Consider the following 22632-nt stretch of genomic DNA (forward strand, 5'->3'; position numbering starts at 1 on the left):
CGGGGGCGGAGGCCTAGAGCGGTGTGACGTAGGCCCCGGAGATGCCGCCGTCGACCAGGAAGTCGCTGGCGTTCACGAACGAGGAGTCGTCGCTGGCCAGGAAGGCGACGGCGGCGGCGATCTCCTCGGCCTCGGCGAAGCGGCCGAGCGGGATGTGGACGAGGCGGCGGGCGGCGCGCTCGGGGTCCTTGGCGAACAGCTCCTGGAGCAGAGGGGTGTTGACCGGGCCGGGGCACAGCGCGTTCACGCGGATGCCCTCGCGGGCGAACTGCACGCCCAGTTCACGGGACATGGCGAGGACGCCGCCCTTGGACGCCGTGTAGGAGATCTGGGAGGTGGCCGCGCCCATCCTCGCCACGAAGGACGCGGTGTTGATGATCGAGCCCTTGCCCTGGCGCTGCATATAGGGGATGGCGGCCTTGCAACACAGGTACACGGAGGTCAGGTTGACCTCCTGGACGCGCTTCCAGGCCTCCAGGCCGGTCTCCAGGATGGAGTCGTCGTCGGGCGGCGAGATGCCCGCGTTGTTGAAGGCGATGTCGACCCTGCCGTAGGTGTCGTACGCCGTCTTGAACAGCGCGTCGACCTGCTCGGGGTCGGTGACGTCGACCTTCACGAAGATCCCGCCGACCTCCTCGGCGGCCGCCTTGCCGCGGGCCTCGTCGACGTCGCCGCAGACCACGTGCGCGCCCTCGGAGGCGAGCCGGCGGGCGGTGGCGAGGCCGATGCCGCTGCCGGCTCCGGTGATGACGGCGGTACGGCCGACGAGCCGACGGCACACAATCTCTTCGGTCACTGTGCGGGGCCTTCCGTGCTGATGAAGACGTTCTTGGTTTCGGTGAAGGCGGCCAGCGCGTCCGGGCCGAGCTCGCGGCCGACGCCGGACTGCTTGTAGCCGCCGAAGGGGGTCCAGTAGCGGACGCTGGAGTGGGAGTTGACGGACAGGTTCCCGGCCCGGACCCCCTGCGAGACCCGCAGCGCGCGGCCGACGTCCCGGGTCCAGATGGAGCCGGAGAGGCCGTACGGGGTGTCGTTGGCGAGGCGGATCGCGTCGGCCTCGTCGGTGAAGGGCAGGAGCACCGCGACCGGGCCGAAGATCTCCTCCCGGGCCGCCTCGGAGTCGGGCCCCTCCCCGGTGAGGACGGTCGGCGGGAACCAGAAGCCGGGCCCGTCGGGGGCGCTGCCGCGCAGGGCGGGGGCGCCGTCCGGCACGAACGACCGTACGCGGTCCAGTTGCCGGCGGGAGATCAGCGGGCCCATCTGGGTCTTCTCGTCGGCCGGGTCGCCCACGACGACGGCGGCCAGCGCGTCGGCGAGCAGCTCGCGGACCTCGTCGTAGACGGACTCCTGGACCAGGATCCGGGTGCGGGCGCAGCAGTCCTGGCCGGCGTTGTCGAGGAAGGAGAAGGGGTCGACGGCGGTCTTGAGGTCGGCGTCCGCGAAGACGATGTTCGGGCTCTTGCCGCCGAGTTCGAGGGTGACCGGCTTGACCTGGTCGGCGCACAGGGCCATGACGCGCTTGCCGGTCCGGGTGGAGCCGGTGAAGACGATCTTGGCGATGCCGGGCTGCTGTACGAGGGACTCCCCCGCGATGTGACCGAGGCCCGGTACCACCTGGAAGAGGTTCTCCGGGAGCCCGGCCTCCAGGGCGAGTTCGGCGAGCCGGAGCGCGGTGAGCGGGGTCGTCTCGGCGGGCTTGAGGACCACGGCGTTGCCCGCCGCGAGCGCCGGTGCCGTCGCCCAGGCCGCGATCGGCATGGGGAAGTTCCAGGGCGCGATGACCCCGATGACGCCGAGGGGTTCGAGGAGGGTGACGTCGAGGCCGCCGGGTACGGGGATCTGCCGGCCCGTGAGCCGCTCCACTCCCCCGGCGGCGTAGTCGAGCAGGTCCCGCACGTTGCCCGCTTCCCAGCGGGCGTTGCCGATGGTGTGGCCGGCTTCCCGGACCTCCAACCGGGCCAGTTCCTCGAGGTGTTCGTCGACGACGACCGCGAAGCGGCGCAGCAGCCGGGCCCGGTCGGCGGGTGCGACGGCCGCCCAGGCGCGCTGTGCCAGGCCGGCCCGGTGGACGGCGGCGTTCACGTCCTGCTCGACGGCGCCCGGGACGGTGGCGATCACCTCTTCCGTCGCGGGGTTGAGGATGTCCAGTTCGTACAGTTGCGACAAGAGATGCCTCACATGCGTTCGAAGGAGCGGCGCAGCTCCCAGTCGGTCACCGCGGCGTCGAAGGCGTCCAGTTCGACACGCGCCATGTTGCGGTAGTGCGCGACGACCTCGTCGCCGAAGGCGGCCTTGGCGATGGGGCTGTTCTCCCAGAGCTCGGCGGCCTCGCGCAGCGTGGTGGGGACGTGCTCGTACTCGGCGGTGTAGGCGTTGCCGACGCAGGCCTCGGGCAGCTCCAGCTTGTTCTCGATGCCGTACAGACCGGCCGCCACCAGTCCGGCCACCGCGAGGTGCGGGTTGACGTCGCCGCCGGGGAGGCGGTTCTCGAAGCGCATCGAGCGGCCGTGGCCGACGACGCGGAGCGCACAGGTGCGGTTGTCGTGGCCCCAGGCGACGGCGGTCGGGGCGAAGGAGCCGGGCTGGAACCGCTTGTACGAGTTGATGTTGGGGGCGTAGAGCAGCGAGAAGTCCCTGAGGGCCGCCAGCTGTCCGGCGAGGAAGTGCCGCATGACCTCGGACATGCCGTCGCTCGCGGCCATGGCGTTGTTGCCGGCCGCGTCCGCGAGGGAGAGGTGGATGTGGCAGGAGTTGCCCTCGCGCTCGTTGTACTTGGCCATGAAGGTGATCGAGACGCCCTCCTGGGCGGCGATCTCCTTGGTGCCGGTCTTGTAGATGGCGTGCTGGTCGCAGGTGACCAGGGCGTGGTCGTACTTGAAGGCGATCTCGTGCTGGCCGGGGTTGCACTCGCCCTTGGCGGACTCCACGGTGAGCCCGGCGGCCGCCATCTCGTTGCGGATCCGGCGCAGCAGGGGCTCGATGCGCCCGGTGCCCAGCACCGAGTAGTCGATGTTGTACTGGTTGGCCGGTGTCAGCCCCCGGTAGCCCGCGTCCCAGGCCTGCTCGTAGGTGTCCTTGAAGACGATGAACTCCAGCTCGGTGCCGACCTGGGCGGTGTAGCCGTGCTCGGCCAGGCGCTCCAGCTGGCGGCGCAGGATCTGGCGGGGCGCGGCGACGACCGGGGACCCGTCGTCCCAGGCGAGGTCGGCGATGAGCATGGCGGTACCGGCGTTCCAGGGGACGCGGCGCAGGGTGCTCAGGTCGGGATGCATGGCGAAGTCGCCGTAGCCCCGGTCCCAGGACGACATGGCGTACCCGTCGACGGTGTTCATCTCGGTGTCGACGGCGAGGAGGTAGTTGCAGCCCTCGGTGCCGTGGTGGAGGACCTCGTCGAGGAAGAAGCGGGCGGCGAACCGCTTGCCCTGGAGCCGCCCTTGCATGTCGGGGAAGGCCAGGACGACAGTGTCGATCTCGCCGCTCGCGACGAGGGCGTGCAGCTCCTCGACGCTCAGCGGGGGTGTGCGGTCTGCCACGGGAGGGCTCCTTCGGGCTTCTGCGCTTTTTTCGGCCGGGCCGGAAGCCATAAGGTATTGCGGAGAACCATTGCTTGGGAAGGGGGTACGGCGGGATGTCGCTGGATCCGGACGGCGGACCGGAGGACCGGTTGACGCCGGTGCTGCGACCGGTGCGGGCGGGCAACGGCTTCGAGGAGGCGCTGGAACAGATCCTCCAGGTAGTACGGCTGGGCCTGGTGCCGGGGGGCGAGCGGCTGCCGGCCGAGCGGGAGCTCTCGGAGCGGCTCGGGATCAGCCGGGTGACGCTGCGCGAGGTGCTGAAGGTGCTCCAGGACCAGGGCCTGGTCGAGTCGCGGCGCGGGCGGTACGGCGGCACGTTCGTGCTGCGGAAGCCGGACGCGGGGGGCGAGGACGAGCTGCGGCGGCGGAGCACCGAGGTCGACATCGAGGACGTGCTGCGGTTCCGCGAGGTGCTGGAGGTGGGGGCGGCGGGGCTGTGCGCGGCGCACGGACTGGCGGACGAGCAGGCACAGCGGCTGCGCGAGGCGCTGGCCCACACCCAGGACGCTCCGCTGACGGACTATCGGCGCCTGGACACGATGCTGCACCTGACACTGGCCGAGCTGTGCGGCTCACCGACGCTGACGGCGCAGTACGCGGCGGTACGGGCCACGGTGAACGACCTGCTGGACTGCATCCCGCTCCTGGTCCGCAACCTCGAGCACTCCCAGCGGCAGCACACCGCGCTGGTGGAGTCGGTCCTCGACGGGGACGCGGACGGGGCCCGGGAGATGATGCGGGAGCACTGCGGGGGTACGGCGGCGCTGCTCAGGGGGTTCCTGGCGTGAGGGCGCCTTCCGTGGGGCGGTCGGGCCTTGCCATCGCGGGCACCTCTCGGCAAAGGTATGGGAACAATCCTTTGCGGGACCGGGAGGGCGCATGGCGGGCAGGCCGCTGATCGGCATCAGCACGTATCTGGAGGCCGGGGCGCGCTGGGGCGTGTGGGAGCTGGAGGCGGCCCTGCTGCCCGCCGGGTATCCGCGGCTCGTGCAGCGGGCGGGCGGGCTGGCCGCGATGCTGCCGCCGGACGGGCCCGAGCACGCCGCCGAAGCGGTGGCACATCTCGACGGTCTGGTGATCGCCGGCGGCCCGGACGTCGACCCCGTCCACTACGGCGCCGAGCGCTCCCCCCGCACCGGCCCGCCCGCACCGGCGCGGGACGCCTGGGAGCTCGCCCTCATCGACGCCGCCCTCGCCGCCGGCATCCCCCTCCTCGGCATCTGCCGGGGCATGCAGCTCCTGAACGTCGCCGTCGGCGGCACCCTCGTCCAGCACATCGACGGGCACGCGGAGGTGGTCGGCGTCTTCGGATGGCACACCGTGAAGCCGGTGCCGGGGTCGTTGTACGCCGGTGTCGTCCCCGAGGAGACCTCGGTCCCCACCTACCACCACCAGTCCGTCGACCGTCTCGGCACCGGCCTCACCGCGACGGCCCACGCGGCGGACGGCACCGTCGAGGCGATCGAACTATCCGGCGCCGACTGGGTGTTGGGGGTGCAGTGGCATCCGGAGATGGGCGAGGATCTCCGGGTCATCAGGGCGTTGGTGGAGGCGGCGAGCGCCTGAGCTCCGGGGTGGGGCTCACCCGTTCAGGGCCGGGGTCCGGGCTCGCAGCCACTCCAGTGCCGCCTCCCCCTGGGCACGTTGGAAGGCCCGGACGGTGGGGATGCCCGGGGGCGGGGGCTGGAGCGAGGCGTGCACGAAGTAGCCGGCCAGGCCCGCCAGAGCCGCGGTCACGGCGGCCGGGTCCGCCTCCCGGCCCAGCGGGTGCGTGGTGAAGAGCTCCTCCGGGTCGGGACCGCTCTGGGCCCTGACGCAGGGCAGCATGATCAGCAGGTCGAGCCAGTGCGCGCCGCGCAGGACGTGCGGCCAGTCGACGAACACGACGCGGTCGTCGTCGGTGAGCAACATGTTGTCGGCACGGAGGTCGCCGTGCGCGAGGGTGTCGCCGCGAACGGCGTCCGGCCAGGGGGCGGCGAGTTCGGCGAGGTGCGGGAGGCGGCCGGCGATCCAGGGGTCGAGGCCGTCCGGGTCCTGCTGCTCCAGGAGCCGCTGCCAGCCGCTGAACTCGGGGGCGAGGAGGTCTTCGGCGAGTGGGGCGTCGGGGAGCGGGGACGGCGTGAGGGCGCGGGCGAGGTCGGTCACCGCGTCGAGGACGCGTCTCAACTCCGGTCGCCGCCACGGGATGTGGGGCTGGCGGCCCGGCACGTCCTCGAAGACCAGGGCCACCCAGGTGCCGTCGTCGTAGGTGCCGAGGAGACGGGGGGCGGGGACGGTGGACGGAAGCGCGGCGGCGTGGCGGGCCTCGCGGCGGTGGAACTCCGGGCTCTTGGCGTTGGTGAGCGCGCTGACCGCCTTCACGAAGGCGCGGTCGCCTGTCGCGGTGCGGACGCGGGCGGCGGTGCCCGGGGAGAAGCCGCCCGGTTGGGTGGTGGCGTGGGTGACGGGGGCGCCGAGGATGTCGGCCACGGCGGCGTGGACGTGCGGTGGGAGGGCCTGCCAGGGGGTGCGGCGGCCGGTGGCGGACGGGGCGGTGGGTGGCATGTACGGCATGGTGCGGGCTCTCCGCGGCGGCAGGCCAGGGATTTTCCGCCTCGCCGCCTCGCACCTCGCCGTCCCGCGACCCCGCGACCCCGCGACCCCGCGACCCCGCGACCCCGCGACCCCGCGACCCCGCGACCCCGCGACCCCGCGACCCCGCGACCCCGCGACCCCGCGACCCCGCGACCCCGCGACAAGTCCTAACCCCGGGTCAGCGACAGCAGTTCCCGCGCCGGCCCCACTGGCCGATGCCCCGTGGGCCACACCGCCCGCAGGTCCCGGGCCAGGGACACCCCGTCCACCGGTACCCGTACCAGCCGGCGCATCGCCAACTCCTCCCCGACGGCCAGTTCGCTCAGGACCGCCGGGCCCGCGGCGCTCACCGCCGCCGCCTTGACCGCTGTCGTCGAGGAGAGCTCGATCAGGGGGCGGGCCAGGCCGCCGAGGGCCGCGTCCAGGACCTGGCGGGTTCCCGAGCCCTTCTCGCGCAGGATCAGGGGTGTCGCGGCCAACTCGTCGGCCGCCAGGGGGCGTCGGCGGCGGGCCCAGGGGTGGGCGGGGGCCGCGACGACGATCAGATGGTCGTGGGCGATCACCACGGAGTCGAGGCCCGTCGGAACCGTCAGCCCCTCCACGAAGCCCAGGTCCGCCTCGCCCGACAGCAGACGCGCGGCCACCGCCGCCGAGTTGCCGGCGAGCAGGGACACCGCCGTGTCGGGGCGCTGGGCGCGCAGGGCCAGCAGCCAGCCCGGCAGCAGGTACTCCGCGATGGTCATGCTCGCCGCCACCCGCAGCCGGGAGTCGCGACGGTCCCGCAGCGCCTGCGCCCCCGCGTCGAAGGCCTCCGCCGCCTCCACGATCCGCCGCGCCCAGTCCGTCACCAGCGCGCCCGCGTCCGTGAGCCGGGAGCCCCGTGGTGAGCGGTCCACCAGGGCGACGCCCAACTGGCGTTCCATGGAGCGGATACGGCTGCTGGCCGCCGGCTGGGTGATGCCGGTCTCCCGGGCCGCCGCGCCGAGACTGCCGAGCCGGGCCACCGCCAGCAGCAGTTCCAGCGCCCCGAGGTCCGGCACCCGGTGTGCCAGCGTGCCGCCGAAGGTCGGAAGTGAGTCGTCCCGCGCACTGCTCATAAGCTCAGTTTATGCCCTCATAGAGGCATCGTCCCTGGTGGCGGCCAGGCCGCCGCGAGATCGTCGAAGCATGGTCACCGCAGTCCAGCCCCTTCCCACCCGTGCCACCGCACGAACCCCGCGCGCCGGCCGGGTCCGTCACCTCGGGCCCAACTGGTACGCCACCGTCATGGGCACCGCCATCGTCGCCACCGCCGGAGCCGGACTGCCCCTGTCCGTCCCGGGTCTGCGCACCGTCCTCACCGGCGTCTGGGCGCTCTCCGCCGTCCTTCTCCTCGCCCTGCTCTGCGCCCGCGCCCTGCACTGGAGCCACCACCGGGACCAGGCCCGCGCCCATCTCCTCGACCCGGCCATGGCCCCCTTCTACGGCTGCCTCGCCATGGCCCTCCTGGCCGTCGGCGGCGGCGCCGTCACCGCCGCGCTGAACACCGCGCGCGGGCTGCTCAGCGGTGAGCTGCTCGCAGGGCCTCGGTCAGCAGCCGGGGCGCCTCGGTGAGGGACGGGCCGTACCAGGTGAGGTGTCTGCCGCTCACCAGGGCGCAGGGCAGGCCGGGGAAGGCCTCCGGGCCGTCGTCCACCGTGAAGCGGTAGGGCTCGTCCGGGAGGACGACGACATCTGGCGCGGCGGCGTTGAGTTCGTCGATCGGGATCCGCGGGTAGCGCTCGGTGTGCTTCGCGTACACGTGGTCGACGCCCAGGCGGGCCAGCACGTCTCCGGCGAAGGTGTCCCGGCCCAGGACCATCCAGGGCCGGCGCCAGATCGGCGCCACGGCCGTCGTCCGGTACGACGGTTCCGGCACCGCCTGCCACGCCGACTCCGCCTCGTCCAGCCAGCGCGGCCGGCCCCGCGCACCGCAGGCCGCCAGCACCCGCGCCAGTTCCCGGAAGGCCTGCGGCACGTCCCGCACCTCGGTCACCAGGACCTCGACGCCCGCCTCACGCAGAGCGGCGAGGTCGGGCTCCCGGTTCTCCTCCTCGTTGGCGATCACCAGGTCGGGCGCGAGGGCGAGGACACGGTCGATCCCGGGGTTCTTGGTGCCGCCGACGCGCGCGGCGTCGAGGTCCGCCGGGTGCGTGCACCAGTCGGTGGCGCCCACCAGGACGCCGGGAACCGAAACGGCCACCGCCTCCGTGAGGGACGGGACCAGGGAGACGACCCTCACGCGCGCGGTCGGTCCCGGACCGCCTCGATGTGCTCGGCCACCGCCACCACCACGACCCGGGTCTCGGGCACGGTCGCCCGCCACCGGTGCCGTACCCCGCCGGTGAGGTAGAGCGTGTCGCCACGGCCGAGCCGGTACGCCCGGCCCTCCGCCTCGATCTCCACCGCGCCGTCGGCGACGTACATCAACTGGTCGTTGCGGAACTGGAATTCGCGGCCGGCGTCATGGTCGCCGGTGAACTCCTGGGCGTGCATCTGATGGTGACCGCGCACCAGGGAACGCACCCGGGGCCGGCATTCCGGATCGGAGTCGTCGGCGCGGACGACGTCGACGCTGCACGCCGGGTCGGCGGCGGCGAGGAGTTCCACGGCGGTGGTGCGCAGGGCGTCGGCGACCTTCTCCAGGGAGCTCTGGCTGGGCCGCGCCCGTTCGTTCTCGATCTGGCTCAGGAAGGGCACCGACAGGCCGCTGCGTTCGGCCACGACGGCGAGGGTGAGGTCCAGCGCGCGGCGTCGCCGCCTGACGGCCGCGCCCACCCGCAGGGGCTGTTCTTTGTGGTCGCCCATGGCTCCGGCTCCCTCCTTCGCTCGTCGGTCGCGTGCGCACTCTCTGATGAGTTGTCTGCACCCTACGCATGTTCGGCAAACCGTTTCATGCGCCCGTCACATTGCCGTAAACCCCGCGAGGTCCATCTCGCCAACTCCGGCCAGTAGATCAGCTCTCCGCGCCCTCCGTGCGGGGTTTGCGCCGTCAGGACGAACCAGCTGACCACGACCGTCGGACGAGGCTCAGGGGGCGGCATAGCTCTATGTGGTTGTCCGGATCCTTTTCATGGACCGCGTACGGATGCGCGGGCCCCGGACACGACCCGAGGGGCGGGCCGCAGCACACGCCGTCAGGTCGCGTGGCGGGCCCGCCCCTCGGGCGGCTTCGGTGGACGACGGCTACTGCGGAGTCATCCGCTCCACCATGTCCGGGTGCTCCTTCAGCCAGGCGGCGACGGCCTCTTCCTCGTGCCCCTGACCCCGCTCGTTGATCTCGGCCTCCAGGGTGCCGAGCTCGTCCTCGCTCATCCGGAAGTTCTTGATCCACTTGGTGAGCTGCGGATACTGCTCGGGGAACTTCTCGTTGGCGATGGTCCGGATCGTGTTGCCCTCGCCGAAGAGCTTCTTGTCGTCCTTCAGCTTGGTGAGGTCGTACTGGCTGTACGCCCAGTGCGGCGACCAGAGCACGACGGCGACGGGCTCCTTCTTGGCGTACGCCCGCTTGAGCTCGGCGAGCATCGCGGGCGTGGAGCCGTCGACGACCTCGTACTCCTTGTCCAGGCCGTAGCCGGGCAGGACCTTCTTCTTGAGGAGGTTCATCTCGCCGGTGCCCGGTTCGATGCCGATGATCCGCCCGTCGAAGAGGTCGGCCTTGCCCTTGAGGTCCTCGTAGGACTTCACGCCCTTGACGTAGGACGGGACGGCGATCTCCAGGGAGGTCGGTTCGTACCAGGTGCCGAGGTCGGCGAGTCTGTCCTTGTTCTTGTCCCAGTAGTTCGCCTGCGCGTACGGCAGCCAGGCGTCGAAGTTGAGGTCGAGGTCCCCGGAGGCGAGGCCCGTGTAGACCGGGCCGACGTCCATCTGCTTGAGGTTCAGCCGGTAACCGCGCCGCTCCAGGACGTTCTTCCAGAGGTAGGTGACGGCGATGTCCTCGTCCCAGGGGAACCAGGCCACGTCGACCGGGTTCTTGGCCTCGGCGGGGGCCGAGGTGTCCTGGACGGGGGCCATCTTGTCGGCGACGCCCGGGTTGGCCTTCAGCCAGGCGCGGACGGCGTCCTGCTGCTTGCCCTTGCCCGCCTTGTTGATCTCGGCTTCCAGACCGGTGAGCTGCTTCTCGCTCATCCGGAAGTCCTTGAGCCACTTCGCCACGACCGGGTTGTCCTCGGCGAAGCCCTTGCGGGCCACCGTGTGCACACCGTCGCCCTTGCCCCAGGCACCCTTGGGGTCCTTGAGCTTCTTCAGGTCGTAGTCGCTGTACGCCCAGTGCGGCGACCAGAGCGTGACGGCGATCGGCTCCTTCTTGCTGTACGCCCGCTTGAGCTCGGCGAGCATCGCCGGCGTGGAGCTGTCGACGACCTTGTACTCCTTGTCCAGGCCGTACTCCTTGAGGACCTTGCTCTTCAGCAGGCCCATCATTCCGGCGCTGGACTCGATGCCGGTGATCTTCCCGCCGAACTCGGCCGCCCTGCCCTTGAGGTCCGCCAGCGAGTCGACGTCCTTCATGTACGACGGGACGCTCAGCTCCAGGGAGGTCGGGCCGTACCAGGAGCCCAGGTCGTCCAGCTGGTCGCCGTACTTCTTCCAGTACTCGGCGTGCGTGGTCGGCAGCCAGGCGTCGGTCTGGAAGTCGACGTTGCCGGAGGCGAGGGAGGTGTAGAGGGGGCCGGCGTCGAGCTGCTTGGCCTCGACCTCGTAACCGCGCTCCTCCAGGATCTCCTTCCAGAGGAAGGTGGAGGCGACGCCCTCGTCCCAGGGGATGTAGCCGATGCTGACCTTCTTGCCCTGGCCGACGTCCTTGCCGGCCGCGGGGGCGCTCTCGTCCTTGCCGCCGAACATCCCCATGCCGCCCGCGACGAGCGCGAGGATCACCACGCCGATGACGGCGACCTGGGGACGGGGGCGGTAGGACCAGATCTTCAGGCCCTGCGCGGCACGGGCCTTGGCGGCGGCGCGGCGGCCCAGCGGGGAGACGTGGGCGCCGAGGGCGCTCGTCATCCGGTCGAGGTAGATCGCGAGGATCACGATGGCGACGCCCGCCTCGGAGCCGAGACCGACGTCGAGCTGGCCGATGGCCTCGTTGACCCGGCCGCCGAGGCCACCGGTGCCGACCATGCCGGCGATCGCGGCCATGGACAGGCCGAGCATGATGACCTGGTTGACGCCGGCCATCACGGTGGGCAGGGCGAGCGGCAGCTGGACCCGCAGGAGGGTGTCCCTGGGAGTCGTGCCGAACGCCTCGGCCGCCTCGACCAGTTCCTTGTCGACCTGGCGGATGCCGAGCTCGGTCATGCGTACGCCGGGGGCGAGCGCGAAGATCAGGGTGGCGACCATGCCCGCGGAGGCGCCGGTGCCGAAGAAGAGGATCGCCGGGATGAGGTAGATCATCGCGGGCAGCGTCTGCATGAAGTCCAGGACCGGCCGGACCAGGCCGCTGACCCGGTCGGAGCGGGCCGCCCAGATGCCCACGGGCACGGCGATCACCAGCGCGATGATCGTGGCGACGAGGACCAGCGAGAGGGTCACCATCGCGTCGTCCCACAGTTCGAGGGAGTCGATGAAGGCGAAGCCCACGAAGGTGAGGAGTCCGGCGGTGGTGCCGCGCAGCCAGAAGGCGACGACGGCGAAGATGCCGGCGAGGAGCAGGGGTTCGGGCGCCTGGAGGACGGCGTCGATGCCGTCGTAGGCGCCGGTGAAGACGGTCTTCAGGAAGTCGAAGAGCCAGGACATGTGGCCGAGCAGCCAATCGACCGCGTCGTTGACCCAGTCGCCGAGCGGGATCCTAGGCACGGGCCACCACCTTGTCGCCGCCCTTGTCCCGCGGGGAGTCGCAGGGCTCCGGATCGCCCTGTTCGTCGCCGAGGAAGCCGACCAGGCGCTGCCTGGGCACGCGGCCGACGAGCTCGCCCGCGCCGTCGACGACGGCCACGGGGTGGCTCAGCCGGGCACTGATCGCGCACAGCTCGGTGAACGGGGTGTCCGGTGTCGCGGTCTCGCAGCGGCAGGAGATCTCGTCGCCGAGGACGTCGGTGTCCATGACGGCGCCCGCGGTCAGGACACGGGAGCGGTCGACGTCCTGGGTGAAGGAGGCCACGTAGTCGTCGGCGGGCCGGACGAGGATGTCCTCCGCGGTGCCGATCTGGACGATACGGCCGTCCCGCATGACGGCGATGCGGTCGCCCAGGCGCATGGCCTCGTTGAGGTCGTGGGTGATGAAGACGATGGTCTTCTTCAGGGTCTTCTGGAGCTCCAGGAGCTGATCCTGCATGTCGCGGCGGATCAGCGGGTCCAGGGCGCTGAAGGACTCGTCCATCAGGAGCAGGTCGGCGTCGGTGGCGAGGGCGCGGGCCAGGCCCACACGCTGCTGCATGCCGCCGGACAGCTCGTCGGGCCAGGACTTCTCCCAGCCCTTGAGGCCGCACAGCTCCAGGGCCTCGGTGGCGCGTGCGAGGCGCTCGGCCTTGGGGACGCCCTGCACGGCGAGGCCGTAGGCGGCGTTCTCCAGGACGCTGCGGTGCGGGAAGAGCGCGAAGTGCTGGAAGACCATGCTGATCTTCTTCGCCCGGACCTCGCGCAGGGCGCGGTCGCCGAGGGCGGTCAGGTCCTGGCCGTCGAAGCGGACGTGTCCGGCCGTGGGCTCCAGAAGGCCGTTGAGCATGCGCAGCAAGGTGGACTTGCCGGATCCGGACAGGCCCATGACGACGAAGATCTGGCCCGCCTCCACGGTGAAGGATGCGTCGACGACCGCGGCTGTGGTGCCGTCGGCGCGCAGCTCCTCCCGGTCGGCTCCATCGCGCAGTCTCTCGACTGCCTCTCTCGGTCGTCTGCCGAACACCTTGTAGAGATGTTCGGCTTCCAGGCTGGCTGACACGCGTACCTCTTGGCTCGGGGGCGGGGTCAGTGGCGGCGCCTGCCCTCGACCGACCAGGGCAAACGCCGAAGTGGTTCAGTTCACAACCAGTCCGCGGGATCGCCGTGGAATCGCCGTGGAGGCTTCACATCCGTGAGGACGGGTGGCTGTCGGCGCCGTACGGCATGATGCGAGGCGTGACCGGACGACTGATGCTCCTCGACACCGCCTCCCTCTACTTCCGCGCCTACTTCGGCGTCCCGGAGTCCGTGAAGGCCCCGGACGGCACACCGGTGAACGCCGTGCGCGGGCTGCTGGAATTCATCGACCGCCTGGTGAAGGACCACCGCCCCGACGAGCTGGTGGCCTGCATGGACGCCGACTGGCGCCCCCAGTGGCGGGTCGACCTCATCCCCTCCTACAAGGCGCACCGGGTCGCCGAGGAGCGCGAGACCGGGCCGGACGAGGAGGAGGTGCCGGACACCCTGTCGCCGCAGGTCCCGGTCATCGAGGAGGTCCTCGACGCGCTGGGCATCGCGCGCGTGGGAGTCGCGGGGTACGAGGCGGACGACGTGATCGGCACGTTCACCGCGCGGGCGAAGGGGCCGGTCGACATCGTCACCGGCGACCGCGACCTGTACCAGCTGGTGGACGACGGGCGCGGGGTGCGGGTGCTGTACCCCCTCAAGGGCGTCGGCACGCTCCAGCTCACCGACGAGGCGTGGCTGCGCGAGAAGTATGGGGTCGACGGGCCGGGGTACGCGGATCTGGCGCTGCTGCGCGGGGACCCGAGCGACGGTCTGCCGGGGGTGCCCGGCATCGGGGAGAAGACGGCGGCCAAGCTGCTGGCCGAGTTCGGCGACCTGGCCGGGATCATGGCGGCGGTCGACGACCCGAAGGCCAAGCTCACGCCCTCGCAGCGCAAGCGTCTGGACGAGTCCCGGCCCTATGTCGCGGTGGCGCCCAAGGTCGTGAAGGTCGCGGACGACGTGCCGCTGCCGGAGGTCGACACGGTGCTGCCGCGCGGGCCGCGCGATCCGGCGGCGGTGGAGAAGCTGGCGGCGCGCTGGGGGCTGGGCGGCTCGCTCCAGCGGCTACTGACCACCCTGGGTGCGTAAATCAGGTTCTCGGGTGAGAAAACGAGACTCTCTTCAGAGGAATGTCCCGTTCTTCAGAATGGCCTAAACTTGACCTGGGGCAAGGGGTGTTGAGCAGGGGGGAGATGCTAACTTAGGTAAGCCTAAGCGAAGACGCAGGGAGGCCGCCATGGCAGAACGACCGGGACGCAAGCCGCGGAAGCCGCATTCCGCTCAGGTCGTCCGCACCGAGCGGCTGACCCCGCACATGCAGCGCGTGGTGCTCGGAGGAGAGGGGCTCGCCGACTTCGCGGCGGACACCTGCTCAGACCACTATGTGAAGCTGCTGTTCCCGGCCGGGGGCGCGACCTACCCGGAACCCTTCGACATGGAGCGCATCCGCGAGGAGTTCCCACGGGAGCAGTGGCCGGTGACCCGGACCTACACGGTCCGCCACTGGGACGCCGCACACCGCGAGCTGACCCTGGACTTCGTGATCCACGGCGACGAGGGCCTCGCCGGCCCATGGGCGATGCGCGTGCAGCCGGGCGAGACCGTCCGGTTCATGGGTCCGGGCGGCGCCTACACCCCCGACCCGGCCGCCGACTGGCATCTGCTGGTCGGCGACGAGAGCGCGCTGCCCGCGATCGCCCGCTCCCTGGAGGTGCTGCCCGACGGCGCCAGGGCGTACGCGTTCATCGAGGTCTCCGGGCCCGAGGAGGAGCAGAAGATCGACTCCGATGTGGAGGTCGTCTGGCTGCACCGCGGGGACCGGCCGTTCGGCGCGGCGCTGACCGAGGCCGTGCGGGCACTTGAGTTCCCCGAGGGCCGGGTGCACGCCTTCGTCCATGGCGAGGCGCACTTCGTGAAGCAGCTGCGGCATCTGCTGCGCGTCGAGCGCGGGATCCCGCGCGAGGACCTGTCGATCTCCGGGTACTGGCGGCTGGGCCACAACGAGGACGGCTGGCAGGAGTCGAAGCGGGAGTGGAACGCCCGTATCGAGGCCGAGCAGGAGAACACCCCCGCGGTGTAGCGCGGACCAGGGGTACAGCCAAGGAGGGCGCCGGCACCGCGCCGCCCTCCTTCGCTGTCTGTACCGACTCCCCTGTCCGTACCGACTCCGCCGTCTACACCGATCGCTGATACGAGCGGAAGGTGCGGATCGACAGCCACACCGCCCCGACCGCCAGCGCCAGCAGCGCGCCGCCCCGGACGAGCACGGCGTCCCAGTCGGGGTTCTCCGACATCGCCGAACGCCCCGCGACCATCGCCCAGTCGAGCGGGTTGAAGTCGGCGACGTGCCGTATCCACCCGGGCATCTGCGAGGGCGCCATGAAGGCGGAGGACAGGAACGTCAGTGGCAGCAGCAGGAAGGTGTTGATCCCGATGATCGACTCCCGCTCCCGCACCAGCATGCCCAGCGCGTTGGACAGCGCCCCGAAGACCGTGCCGAGCAGCACCGAGGCGAGCACCAGGACGGCGATTCCGCCGATCCCGCCCGGGTAGTCCGCCCCGCCCAGCAGCCCGAGCAGCACGATGATCACCGACTGGGCCGCGGTGACCAGGCCGTTGTTGACGACGTTGCCGTTCATCAGCGCGGCCCTGCTGACCGGGGTGGTCAGGAAGCGGTCCAGGGTGCCGCGCTGGATCTCGTCGAGCGTGGTCATCCCGGCCCACATGTTGGAGCTCAGCGCGCTCATCACGACCACGCCGGGCACCAGGTAGTCGAGGTACGAGGTGGTGCCGAAGCCGCCCAGTTCGACGACCTCGCGGAACAGGCTGCCGAACAGGAACAGCCAGATCACCGGCTGGATCAGGGTGATGATCGCGTACGCGGGCTGCCGTACGAACACCATGAGTTGACGCTGCGTCATGTACCAGGTCTGGGTGACGGCGGTGCTCATCGCGCACCTCCCGCGACGGCGAGGTCGGTGGCCCGGCCGGCTCCCCCGGTCGCCTCGGCCGACTCCGCCTCCGAGTAACGGCGGCCGGTGTAGCGCAGATACACGTCGTCGAGCGAGGGGCGGGCGACCGTGGCGGCGGCGACGCCTACTCCGGCCCGCTCCAAGGCCCCGAGCAGGGCGGGGACGGCGGCCGCTCCGTCGTCGGCTCGGACGCTGACGCGGTGCCCGTCGACCAGCACCTCGTGCACCCCCGGCAGACCGTCCAGGGCGCCCCTGAGCAGCGTACGACCGGCTTCGCCGACCGTGGCGCGGAGCTGCAGGTGGACGGCGTCGCCGTGGAGTTCGCCCTTGAGGGAGTCCGGGGTGCCCTCGACGACGACCCGGCCGCGGTCGACGATGGCGACGCGTTCGGCGAGCCGGTCGGCCTCTTCGAGGTAGTGCGTGGTGAGCAGGATGGTCAGCCCCTCGTCACCGGCGAGCCGGGCGATCTCGTCCCACATCGCGCCGCGGGCCTGGGGGTCCAGACCGGTGGTGGGCTCGTCGAGGAAGAGCACCTCGGGGCGGTGCACCAGACCGAGGGCGACGTCGAGGCGGCGCCGCATACCGCCGGAGTAGCCCTTGACCGGCCGGTCGGCGGCTTCGGTGAGGCTGAAGCGGTCCAGGAGCTCGGCGACGCGCGCGTCGAGGCCGGCGCCCCTCGCCCCGTAGAGGCGGCCCTGGAGGCGGAGGTTCTCGCGGCCGGTGGCTCCGGGGTCGGCGCCGGAGTTCTGGGCGACCACGCCGATCGCCCGGCGCACCCGGTCCGGGTGGCGCAGCACGTCGTGGCCGGCGACGGTGGCCGTGCCCGAGTCGGGGCGGGCCAGGGTGGTGAGGATCTTGACGGTGGTGGACTTGCCGGCGCCGTTGGGCCCGAGGAGCCCGAAGACGGTGCCGGGTTCGACGGTGACGTCCATGCCGGTGAGGGCGGTGACATCACCCGGGTAGGTCTTGGTCAGTTGACGCGCCTCGACCGCGGGCGCACGGGTGTTCATGACAGCTGCTCTCCTGAGTGAGCGGATGACAGCTGATCCGCGTGAGGAGCACCGGGCTATCCTGGGTGTGCCGCACCTCGATCGCCTGGATGTGCCTCACGGCGGATTCAGCTCGGGGTTCGAGGCCCCGGCGGGCTGCTCCAACAGCCGTGCCGGGGCCTGTTCTTCGTTCGGTCAGGGTTCGTGGAACCCCTTCCACTCGGCCATGCCGGGCAGTGCGCCCTCCCTGATGTCGTCATGCAGGCCGCGGACCCAGTCCGCCTCCGCCTCGACCATGTGGAGCCGGTACTCCATCTCCACCAGGAAGAGCCGGGGAAGCGTCTCGGACAGCTTCTCCAGGGCGCCTCGGCCGCTCGCCACCTGGACCTCCAGGGCACTGAGCCGTTCCTCCAGCAGCCGCACCACGTCGTCCGGGTGCAGCGCGCCGAGCAGGGAGAGCGCGGTCTCGAAGATCGGGTACTCCTTGGCCGGGGTGGCGACCAGGTCCGACATCCACTCGGTGGTCTCCTGCCGGCCGGCCGCGGTGATGCCGTAGACCGTGCGCTCGGGCCGGTTGCCCTGCCGCTCCACGTCGGTGACCTCGACGAAGCCGTGTTTCTCCAGGTTCTGCACGACCGTGTAGAGCGAGCCGTAGTTGATCTTCGTGCTGGAGTCCTTGCCCTGGCGGCGCAGGGTCTGGGCGATCTCGTAGGGATGCATCGGCTTCTGCCACAGCGTCGCCAGCACGGCGAGCGCCAAGGGGTTGCGGAGCTTGCGGCGCTGCATTCGATTTCACCTCGCATCCGAATATCCGTGGCCGAACATATCGCGATCTACGACCACCCGTCAATAGACACGATGTATCGCGTTTGAGGGAAGCGTGCAAGGGCGTGAGGACTTAGGCCCGCCTTGGACATGACCGCGTCACGCGGGCGAAACAGGCCCTCCCTAATTTCTGTCGCCCGACAGGAATTCCACGTCGAAGGCAGGTGCCTCCGTGACGACCACCACCCCGTCCGACGTACGCCCCGATCCCCCGGACCCCTCCGGCGATCGCTCCCTGGCGGAGTTCGGCTACCGCCAGGAGCTCCACCGCAGCCTGGGCCGGTACGCGTCGTTCGCGGCCGGGTTCTCCTTCATCTCCGTCCTGACGACGGTCTTCCAGTTCTTCGCCTTCGGGTACGCGTTCGGCGGCCCCGTCTTCTTCTGGGCCTGGCCGGCGGTGCTGGCCGGGCAGTTGCTGGTGGCGGCCTGCTTCGCGGAACTGGCGGCGCGCTATCCGCTCTCGGGCGCGATCTACCAGTGGTCGTCACGGCTGTCGAACCCCGCCTTCGGGTGGTTCGCGGGCTGGATCATGGTGATCGGGCAGATCGTGGTGGTCGCCGCGGCGGCCCTGGCGCTCCAGGTGGTCATGCCGGCGATCTGGTCCGGGTTCCAGCTGGTCGGCGACGACCCGGCGCCGACCTCGGCGAGCGGCGCGGCCAACGCGGCGATCCTCGGCGTGCTCCTGCTGGCCCTGACGACCTTCGTGAACCTGATCGACAACCGGGTGATGTCCCTGATCAACCGGATCGGCGTGACCGCTGAGATCATCGGCGCGGTCCTGATCATCGTGCTGCTGCTGACGCACTCCGAGCGCACTCCCGGCATCACCTTCCACACCGGAACGGCCCTGGAGTCGGGCCTGTTCGGGGCGCTGCTGGTGGGGTCGTTCACGGCGGCGTACGTCATGATCGGCTTCGACAGCGCGGGCGAGATGAGCGAGGAGACACGTCATCCCCGGCGGACCGCGCCCCGCACGATCCTCACCGCGCTCGCCTCGGCGGGCCTGCTCGGCGGGCTGATCATCCTGGGCGGCCTGCTCGCCGCCCCCAGCCTCACCGACGGGCGCCTCGGCGTCGAAGGCCTCAGTTACGTCCTCACGAGCAGTCTTGGCGACGGGGTGGGCCGCGCCCTGCTGGTCGACGTGGTGGTGGCGATCGCGGTGGCCACCCTCGCCATCCAGACGGCGGCCTGCCGGATGCTGTTCTCCATGGCGCGCGACGGCCAACTCCCCTTCGCGACGCGCCTCGCGCGCGTGCACCCGCGCAGCGGTATGCCCCGCGGCCCCGCCCTGGTGGTGGGCGTGCTCGCCGCGGCCCTGCTGCTGCTCAACTTCGCCTCGCCGGAGGCGTTCCTGGCCATCGGCACCACCTGCATCGTGATGCTGTATTTGGCGTACGCGATGGTCACCGGCCCCCTCCTGATCGCCCGTCTCCGCGGCCGCTTCAGCTCCGAGGGCACCGACGAGACAGGCGCCCCGCTCTTCTCCCTGGGCCGCTGGGGCATCCCGGTCAACGCCCTCGCTCTGCTCTACGGCCTGTTCATGACGGTCAACCTGGCCTGGCCGCGGGCGGCGGTGTACGACCCGGCGGGCGGGCACTGGTGGTTCCAGTGGTTCACGGTGCTCTTCCTGGGCGTGACGCTGGTGGTGGGCGCGGGCTACCGGCTGTACCGGAAACGGACGGTGAGCGGGTCGGCGTAGCTCAATCGCCGCGCACGCGCGCGTGGAGGTGCATGTCGTGCCAGCCGTCGGGGTGGAGGACCGCGCTGCGTTTGGTGCCCTCCAGGGCGAAGCCCGCCTTGTGCGCTACGCGGCAGGAGGCCTGGTTGGCGGTGGCGTGCATCAGCTCCAGGCGGTGGAAGCCGATCTCGTCGAAGGCCCAGCGGGTGAGGGCGGCCGTGGCGCGGACGGCGACGCCCCGCCCGCGGGCCGCGGCGGTGGTCCAGTACGCGAGCTCGGCCACGCCCTCGCCGAGTTCGATGGCGCGCAGCCCCACCCGCCCCAGCAGCCGGTCGGTCTCCGCGTCGGCGACGGCCCACTGAGCGGCTCGCTCGCCCTGCCAGACCTCGCGCCACTCCTCGATCCACTCGGCGGCCTCCTCGACGGAGCCGGCCCTGCGGGCGTGCCACTGGTGCAGGAGCGGGTCCTGGAAGGCCGTGTGCACGGCGGGCGCGTCCTCGGGCCGCCACGGGCGCAGGACCAGCCCGTCGCCGGTGGGGAGGGCCGGCTGCGGGGTGCCGGACAGGGTTCCGGCGGGCACCACGGGCCCGATGAGGTGCGGCATGATCCCCATCCTGTCAGCGCCGTGGGGCCGCCGTAGGCTTGATCCCGATGAGACGCCGTGCAACTCCCCCGCCCTCCCCGCTGCCGCAGCGCGACGGGGTGGATCCCGTGCGCGTGCGTCTGCCGGGCCAAGGGGACTGGGCCACCGTGCGCGAGCACCTGGTGGCACGGCTCACCGGTGCGGGCCCGGGCGTCGTGGACGACATGCTCGCCCGCGGGCTGGTGGTCGGGGCGGACGGGGCGTCCGTGGCGGCCGACGCCGCGTATGTGCCCGGCATGTACGTGTGGTTCCACCGGGATCCGCCCCCGGAAGTACCCGTGCCGTTCCCGCTGGAGGTCGTGCACCGCGACGAGCACATCGTCGTCGTGGACAAGCCGCACTTCCTCGCCACCACCCCGCGCGGCAGCCATGTCACCGAGACCACGGTGGCGCGACTGCGCCGGGAACTCGGTGTCCCGGAGCTCGGCGCCGCGCACCGGCTCGACCGGCTCACCGCGGGGCTGGTGCTGTTCACGGTACGACCCGAGGAACGGGGCGCCTACCAGACGCTGTTCCGGGACCGGCGGGTACGCAAGGAGTACGAGGCCGTCGCGCCCTACGACCCGTCGCTCGCCCTGCCCCGGACCGTGCGGAGCCGGATCGTCAAGGAGCGCGGCGTGCTGGCCGCCTACGAGGTGGCGGGTGAACCCAACGCCGTCAGCCGTGTCGAACTCGTGGAGCGGCTCGAGGAGTTGGGCAGATATCGGCTCACCCCCACGACCGGGCAGACTCATCAGCTGCGCGTCCACATGAACGCGCTCGGAGTGCCGATCCTCGGCGATCCGCTGTATCCCGTGGTCGCCCCGCCCGTACCGGCCGGTGACTTCCGGCGGCCGCTCCAACTGCTGGCGCGGTCACTGGAGTTCACCGACCCGGTCACGGGGACGGCACACCGGTTCCGGAGCACCCGGACGCTCGGCGCCTGGTCCTCCTACGGCGAGTGGGCCGACGGGGCCGGTCAGTAACCGCGCCACCAGCGCACCAAGCGCCGCCAGGCACCCATCGGTCGGGCCGGTTCCGGCGTCGGGGCGGGCTCCGGTACGGCGGCGGGCTGGGGTGCGGCGGGCTGCGGCCGGGGTTCCGTCGCCGCCGGCGCCGACTGCTGCGGCTTGTCCGTGCCGACCTGCCAGGTGGGTCGCTGCTTGGGGACCGGGGCATGGCCCGGCTTCTGCATGATGTCCTGCTGCGGCTTCGGCTCGAACCGGACGGGCAGCTCCACGAGGTGGCGCGAGGAGATCGACTGCCGCCACTCCAACTCGTCCTCGTCGCAGTCGAGCTGGACGTCGGGCAGCCGCATCAGCAGCGCGTCGACACCGGTGTCGGCGATGCCACGGGCGATGTCCTGACCGGGGCACTCGTGCGGGCCGCCACCGAAGGCGAGGTGCGAGCGGTTGCCCTGCATGTTGGCGTCGAGGTCGGGTCGGACCCGCGGGTCGACGTTGCCCGGCGCGATACCGAACAGCAGACCGTCGCCCTTGCGGATGCGCTGGCCGCCCAACTCGGTGTCCTGCTTGGCGTAGTACGCGAAGACCGTGCTGAACGGCGGCTCGTCCCACAGGGACTGCTCGACGGCCTCCTGCACGGTCATCTGACCGCCGTTGAGCTGGGCGCGGAAGCCGGGGTTGGTCAGTACGGCGCGCAGGACGTTGCCGATGAGGTTGACCGTGGCCTCGTAGGCCGCCATCAGGACGAGCCAGAGGTGCATGGTGACCTCGTCGTCGGTGAGCTTGGCCGGGTGCAGGACGAGGTGGCCGGCGAAGTCCTCCTCGGGCTGCTTGCGGCGACGCTGGGCGAGGCCCTGGAGGACGCCCATGACGTACGCCTGGCTGGCGTTGGCGGTCTCGGTGCCCTTGAGGAGGTCGCGGGTGGCCTGTACGAGCCGGTCGCTGTACTCCTCCGGCATGCCGAAGATCTCGCACATGATGGCCATCGGCAGGTGTTCGGCGAAGCGGGCGATGAGATCGGCCTCGCCCTGCTCGCAGAACTCGTTGACCAGCCGCTGGGTGTGGCGGTTGATGTGGCGGCGGATGGAGCGGTAGTCGATCGTCGACATGGCGCCGGTGACGGCGCCGCGCAGCCGCAGGTGTTCGTCGCCCTCGGCGTAGGAGCAGATGGGCGCCCAGGCGATGTGCGGCATCATCGGGTGGTCGGGCTTGACCATGCCCTCGACGAAGGGGGTCCAGCCGCGGCTGTCCCGGCAGAAGTTCGAGGGCGTGCCCACCAGATGGAGGTTCTCGGCGTGGCCGAGGACGATCCACATGGGTACGTCGTCGTGGAGCAGCACCGGCGCCACCGGGCCGTGTTCCTCGCGGAGTTGCTCGTAGAGGCTCTCGAGGTCCTCCGCCTCGGGGCCGTACAGCCGGTGCAGCCCTCCGGGACCGCGGCCGTGGGCGGGGCAGCCCGGGGGTGGGCCGGCCGTGGGGTCGGCGCCGGTCAGGGCGTGGGGTTCAGGCGTCACAGTGGTCGCTCCGAAGTG

At 71.4% G+C, this 22632-nt stretch carries 20 protein-coding genes and 1 pseudogene; 7 read left to right on the top strand and 14 right to left on the bottom strand.

The features are described from left to right. Positions 1–13: 13 nt before the first annotated feature. The 3 genes from ABKA17_RS30975 to ABKA17_RS30985 are packed head-to-tail and all read right to left on the bottom strand — an operon-like array spanning position 14 to position 3533. The gene (locus tag ABKA17_RS30975) at positions 14–796 is read right to left on the bottom strand and encodes a 3-oxoacyl-ACP reductase (protein WP_353695593.1); all 783 of its coding nucleotides are present in this window, start codon (positions 794–796) and stop codon (positions 14–16) included. Beyond that, positions 793–2157 (bottom strand): aldehyde dehydrogenase family protein, encoded by a 1365-nt coding sequence (locus tag ABKA17_RS30980; RefSeq protein ID WP_502994439.1) that lies wholly within the window; start codon positions 2155–2157, stop codon positions 793–795. The genes ABKA17_RS30975 and ABKA17_RS30980 overlap by 4 nt, the downstream gene beginning before the upstream one ends. A gap of 17 nt (positions 2158–2174) precedes the next feature. Beyond that, the gene (locus tag ABKA17_RS30985) at positions 2175–3533 is read right to left on the bottom strand and encodes a glutamine synthetase family protein (protein WP_353695595.1); all 1359 of its coding nucleotides are present in this window, start codon (positions 3531–3533) and stop codon (positions 2175–2177) included. A gap of 95 nt (positions 3534–3628) precedes the next feature. On the opposite strand from ABKA17_RS30985, the gene ABKA17_RS30990 reads away from it, so the two are divergent. Both ABKA17_RS30990 and ABKA17_RS30995 read left to right on the top strand, forming a co-directional pair. Beyond that, the gene (locus ABKA17_RS30990; protein ID WP_353695596.1) at positions 3629–4363 is read left to right on the top strand and encodes a FadR/GntR family transcriptional regulator; all 735 of its coding nucleotides are present in this window, start codon (positions 3629–3631) and stop codon (positions 4361–4363) included. A gap of 91 nt (positions 4364–4454) precedes the next feature. Next, positions 4455–5141 (top strand): gamma-glutamyl-gamma-aminobutyrate hydrolase family protein, encoded by a 687-nt coding sequence (locus tag ABKA17_RS30995; RefSeq protein ID WP_353695597.1) that lies wholly within the window; start codon positions 4455–4457, stop codon positions 5139–5141. Between the two features lie 15 nt (positions 5142–5156). Here ABKA17_RS30995 and ABKA17_RS31000 read toward each other — a convergent pair whose 3' ends face one another. Together ABKA17_RS31000 and ABKA17_RS31005 are read right to left on the bottom strand one after the other, a co-directional pair. After that, the gene (locus tag ABKA17_RS31000) at positions 5157–6119 is read right to left on the bottom strand and encodes an aminoglycoside phosphotransferase family protein (protein WP_353695598.1); all 963 of its coding nucleotides are present in this window, start codon (positions 6117–6119) and stop codon (positions 5157–5159) included. Positions 6120–6316: 197 nt separating this feature from the next. Continuing rightward, positions 6317–7246, bottom strand: coding sequence for a LysR family transcriptional regulator (locus tag ABKA17_RS31005; RefSeq protein ID WP_353695599.1), 930 nt, complete (start codon positions 7244–7246; stop codon positions 6317–6319). Between the two features lie 70 nt (positions 7247–7316). Between ABKA17_RS31005 and ABKA17_RS31010 the strand changes: the two are divergent. Further along, positions 7317–7658, top strand: a pseudogene (locus ABKA17_RS31010) (SLAC1 family transporter); the annotation flags it as partial. 31 nt (positions 7659–7689) lie between these two features. Here the strand turns inward: ABKA17_RS31010 and ABKA17_RS31015 are convergent. From ABKA17_RS31015 to ABKA17_RS31030, 4 genes are all read right to left on the bottom strand, one after another. Continuing rightward, positions 7690–8409, bottom strand: a complete 720-nt coding sequence (locus tag ABKA17_RS31015; protein WP_353695600.1) for a helical backbone metal receptor — start codon at positions 8407–8409, stop codon at positions 7690–7692. Next, positions 8406–8975: a helix-turn-helix domain-containing protein gene (locus ABKA17_RS31020; protein WP_353695601.1), complete on the bottom strand. Its 570-nt coding sequence runs from the start codon at positions 8973–8975 to the stop codon at positions 8406–8408. Before ABKA17_RS31020 ends, ABKA17_RS31015 begins: the two co-directional genes overlap by 4 nt. A 378-nt stretch (positions 8976–9353) precedes the next feature. Further along, complete coding sequence (locus ABKA17_RS31025) at positions 9354–11960, bottom strand: ABC transporter permease/substrate binding protein (protein WP_353695602.1); 2607 nt, start codon at positions 11958–11960, stop codon at positions 9354–9356. Continuing rightward, a complete protein-coding gene (locus tag ABKA17_RS31030) occupies positions 11953–13041 on the bottom strand; it encodes a quaternary amine ABC transporter ATP-binding protein (RefSeq protein WP_353695603.1) in 1089 nt (362 codons plus the stop codon). The genes ABKA17_RS31025 and ABKA17_RS31030 overlap by 8 nt, the downstream gene beginning before the upstream one ends. A 167-nt stretch (positions 13042–13208) precedes the next feature. Here ABKA17_RS31030 and ABKA17_RS31035 point away from each other — a divergent pair, with 167 nt between their 5' ends. Both ABKA17_RS31035 and ABKA17_RS31040 read left to right on the top strand, forming a co-directional pair. Next, positions 13209–14138, top strand: a complete 930-nt coding sequence (locus ABKA17_RS31035) for a 5'-3' exonuclease (protein ID WP_353695847.1) — start codon at positions 13209–13211, stop codon at positions 14136–14138. Between the two features lie 148 nt (positions 14139–14286). Further along, on the top strand, positions 14287–15129 hold the full coding sequence (locus ABKA17_RS31040; RefSeq protein ID WP_353695604.1) for a siderophore-interacting protein: 843 nt from the start codon (positions 14287–14289) through the stop codon (positions 15127–15129). Between the two features lie 94 nt (positions 15130–15223). Here the strand turns inward: ABKA17_RS31040 and ABKA17_RS31045 are convergent, their stop codons facing one another. The 3 genes from ABKA17_RS31045 to ABKA17_RS31055 form a co-directional block, all read right to left on the bottom strand. Further along, positions 15224–16000 carry an ABC transporter permease gene (locus tag ABKA17_RS31045; RefSeq protein WP_353695605.1) on the bottom strand — a complete coding sequence of 259 codons (777 nt, stop codon included), beginning with the start codon at positions 15998–16000 and terminating at the stop codon, positions 15224–15226. Then, entirely contained in the window at positions 15997–17031 is a 1035-nt protein-coding gene (locus ABKA17_RS31050; protein ID WP_353695606.1) for an ATP-binding cassette domain-containing protein, read from the bottom strand. The genes ABKA17_RS31045 and ABKA17_RS31050 overlap by 4 nt, the downstream gene beginning before the upstream one ends. A 174-nt stretch (positions 17032–17205) precedes the next feature. Next, complete coding sequence (locus tag ABKA17_RS31055; RefSeq protein WP_353695607.1) at positions 17206–17796, bottom strand: PadR family transcriptional regulator; 591 nt, start codon at positions 17794–17796, stop codon at positions 17206–17208. A gap of 211 nt (positions 17797–18007) precedes the next feature. On the opposite strand from ABKA17_RS31055, the gene ABKA17_RS31060 reads away from it, so the two are divergent. Continuing rightward, positions 18008–19534, top strand: coding sequence for an amino acid permease (locus ABKA17_RS31060; RefSeq protein ID WP_353695608.1), 1527 nt, complete (start codon positions 18008–18010; stop codon positions 19532–19534). A gap of 1 nt (position 19535) precedes the next feature. Here ABKA17_RS31060 and ABKA17_RS31065 read toward each other — a convergent pair whose 3' ends face one another. Continuing rightward, positions 19536–20117 (bottom strand): GNAT family N-acetyltransferase, encoded by a 582-nt coding sequence (locus ABKA17_RS31065; RefSeq protein ID WP_353695609.1) that lies wholly within the window; start codon positions 20115–20117, stop codon positions 19536–19538. A 47-nt stretch (positions 20118–20164) separates the two neighbouring features. On the opposite strand from ABKA17_RS31065, the gene ABKA17_RS31070 reads away from it, so the two are divergent. After that, on the top strand, positions 20165–21121 hold the full coding sequence (locus ABKA17_RS31070) for a pseudouridine synthase (protein ID WP_353695610.1): 957 nt from the start codon (positions 20165–20167) through the stop codon (positions 21119–21121). On the opposite strand, the gene ABKA17_RS31075 is transcribed toward ABKA17_RS31070, so the two are convergent. Beyond that, positions 21115–22614, bottom strand: a complete 1500-nt coding sequence (locus ABKA17_RS31075; RefSeq protein ID WP_353695611.1) for a cytochrome P450 — start codon at positions 22612–22614, stop codon at positions 21115–21117. The two genes, ABKA17_RS31070 and ABKA17_RS31075, sit on opposite strands and share 7 nt — an antisense overlap. Positions 22615–22632 lie beyond the last annotated feature (18 nt).

The organism is Streptomyces sp. RG80 (assembly GCF_040446465.1).
In the GTDB taxonomy this organism is placed as follows: Bacteria; Actinomycetota; Actinomycetes; order Streptomycetales; family Streptomycetaceae; genus Streptomyces.

What these genes read in the sequence shown, in the direction of transcription:
- ABKA17_RS31050 (WP_353695606.1), bottom strand. Translation starts at nt 17,031, where the DNA reads ATGAACACCCGTGCGCCCGCGGTCGAGGCGCGTCAACTGACCAAGACC.
- ABKA17_RS31040 (WP_353695604.1), top strand. Translation starts at nt 14,287, where the DNA reads ATGGCAGAACGACCGGGACGCAAGCCGCGGAAGCCGCATTCCGCTCAG.
- ABKA17_RS31000 (WP_353695598.1), bottom strand. Translation starts at nt 6,119, where the DNA reads ATGCCACCCACCGCCCCGTCCGCCACCGGCCGCCGCACCCCCTGGCAG.
- ABKA17_RS31045 (WP_353695605.1), bottom strand. Translation starts at nt 16,000, where the DNA reads ATGAGCACCGCCGTCACCCAGACCTGGTACATGACGCAGCGTCAACTC.
- ABKA17_RS30990 (WP_353695596.1), top strand. Translation starts at nt 3,629, where the DNA reads ATGTCGCTGGATCCGGACGGCGGACCGGAGGACCGGTTGACGCCGGTG.
- ABKA17_RS31035 (WP_353695847.1), top strand. Translation starts at nt 13,209, where the DNA reads ATGCGAGGCGTGACCGGACGACTGATGCTCCTCGACACCGCCTCCCTC.
- ABKA17_RS31055 (WP_353695607.1), bottom strand. Translation starts at nt 17,796, where the DNA reads ATGCAGCGCCGCAAGCTCCGCAACCCCTTGGCGCTCGCCGTGCTGGCG.
- ABKA17_RS30995 (WP_353695597.1), top strand. Translation starts at nt 4,455, where the DNA reads ATGGCGGGCAGGCCGCTGATCGGCATCAGCACGTATCTGGAGGCCGGG.
- ABKA17_RS31065 (WP_353695609.1), bottom strand. Translation starts at nt 20,117, where the DNA reads ATGCCGCACCTCATCGGGCCCGTGGTGCCCGCCGGAACCCTGTCCGGC.
- ABKA17_RS31005 (WP_353695599.1), bottom strand. Translation starts at nt 7,246, where the DNA reads ATGAGCAGTGCGCGGGACGACTCACTTCCGACCTTCGGCGGCACGCTG.
- ABKA17_RS31020 (WP_353695601.1), bottom strand. Translation starts at nt 8,975, where the DNA reads ATGGGCGACCACAAAGAACAGCCCCTGCGGGTGGGCGCGGCCGTCAGG.
- ABKA17_RS31070 (WP_353695610.1), top strand. Translation starts at nt 20,165, where the DNA reads ATGAGACGCCGTGCAACTCCCCCGCCCTCCCCGCTGCCGCAGCGCGAC.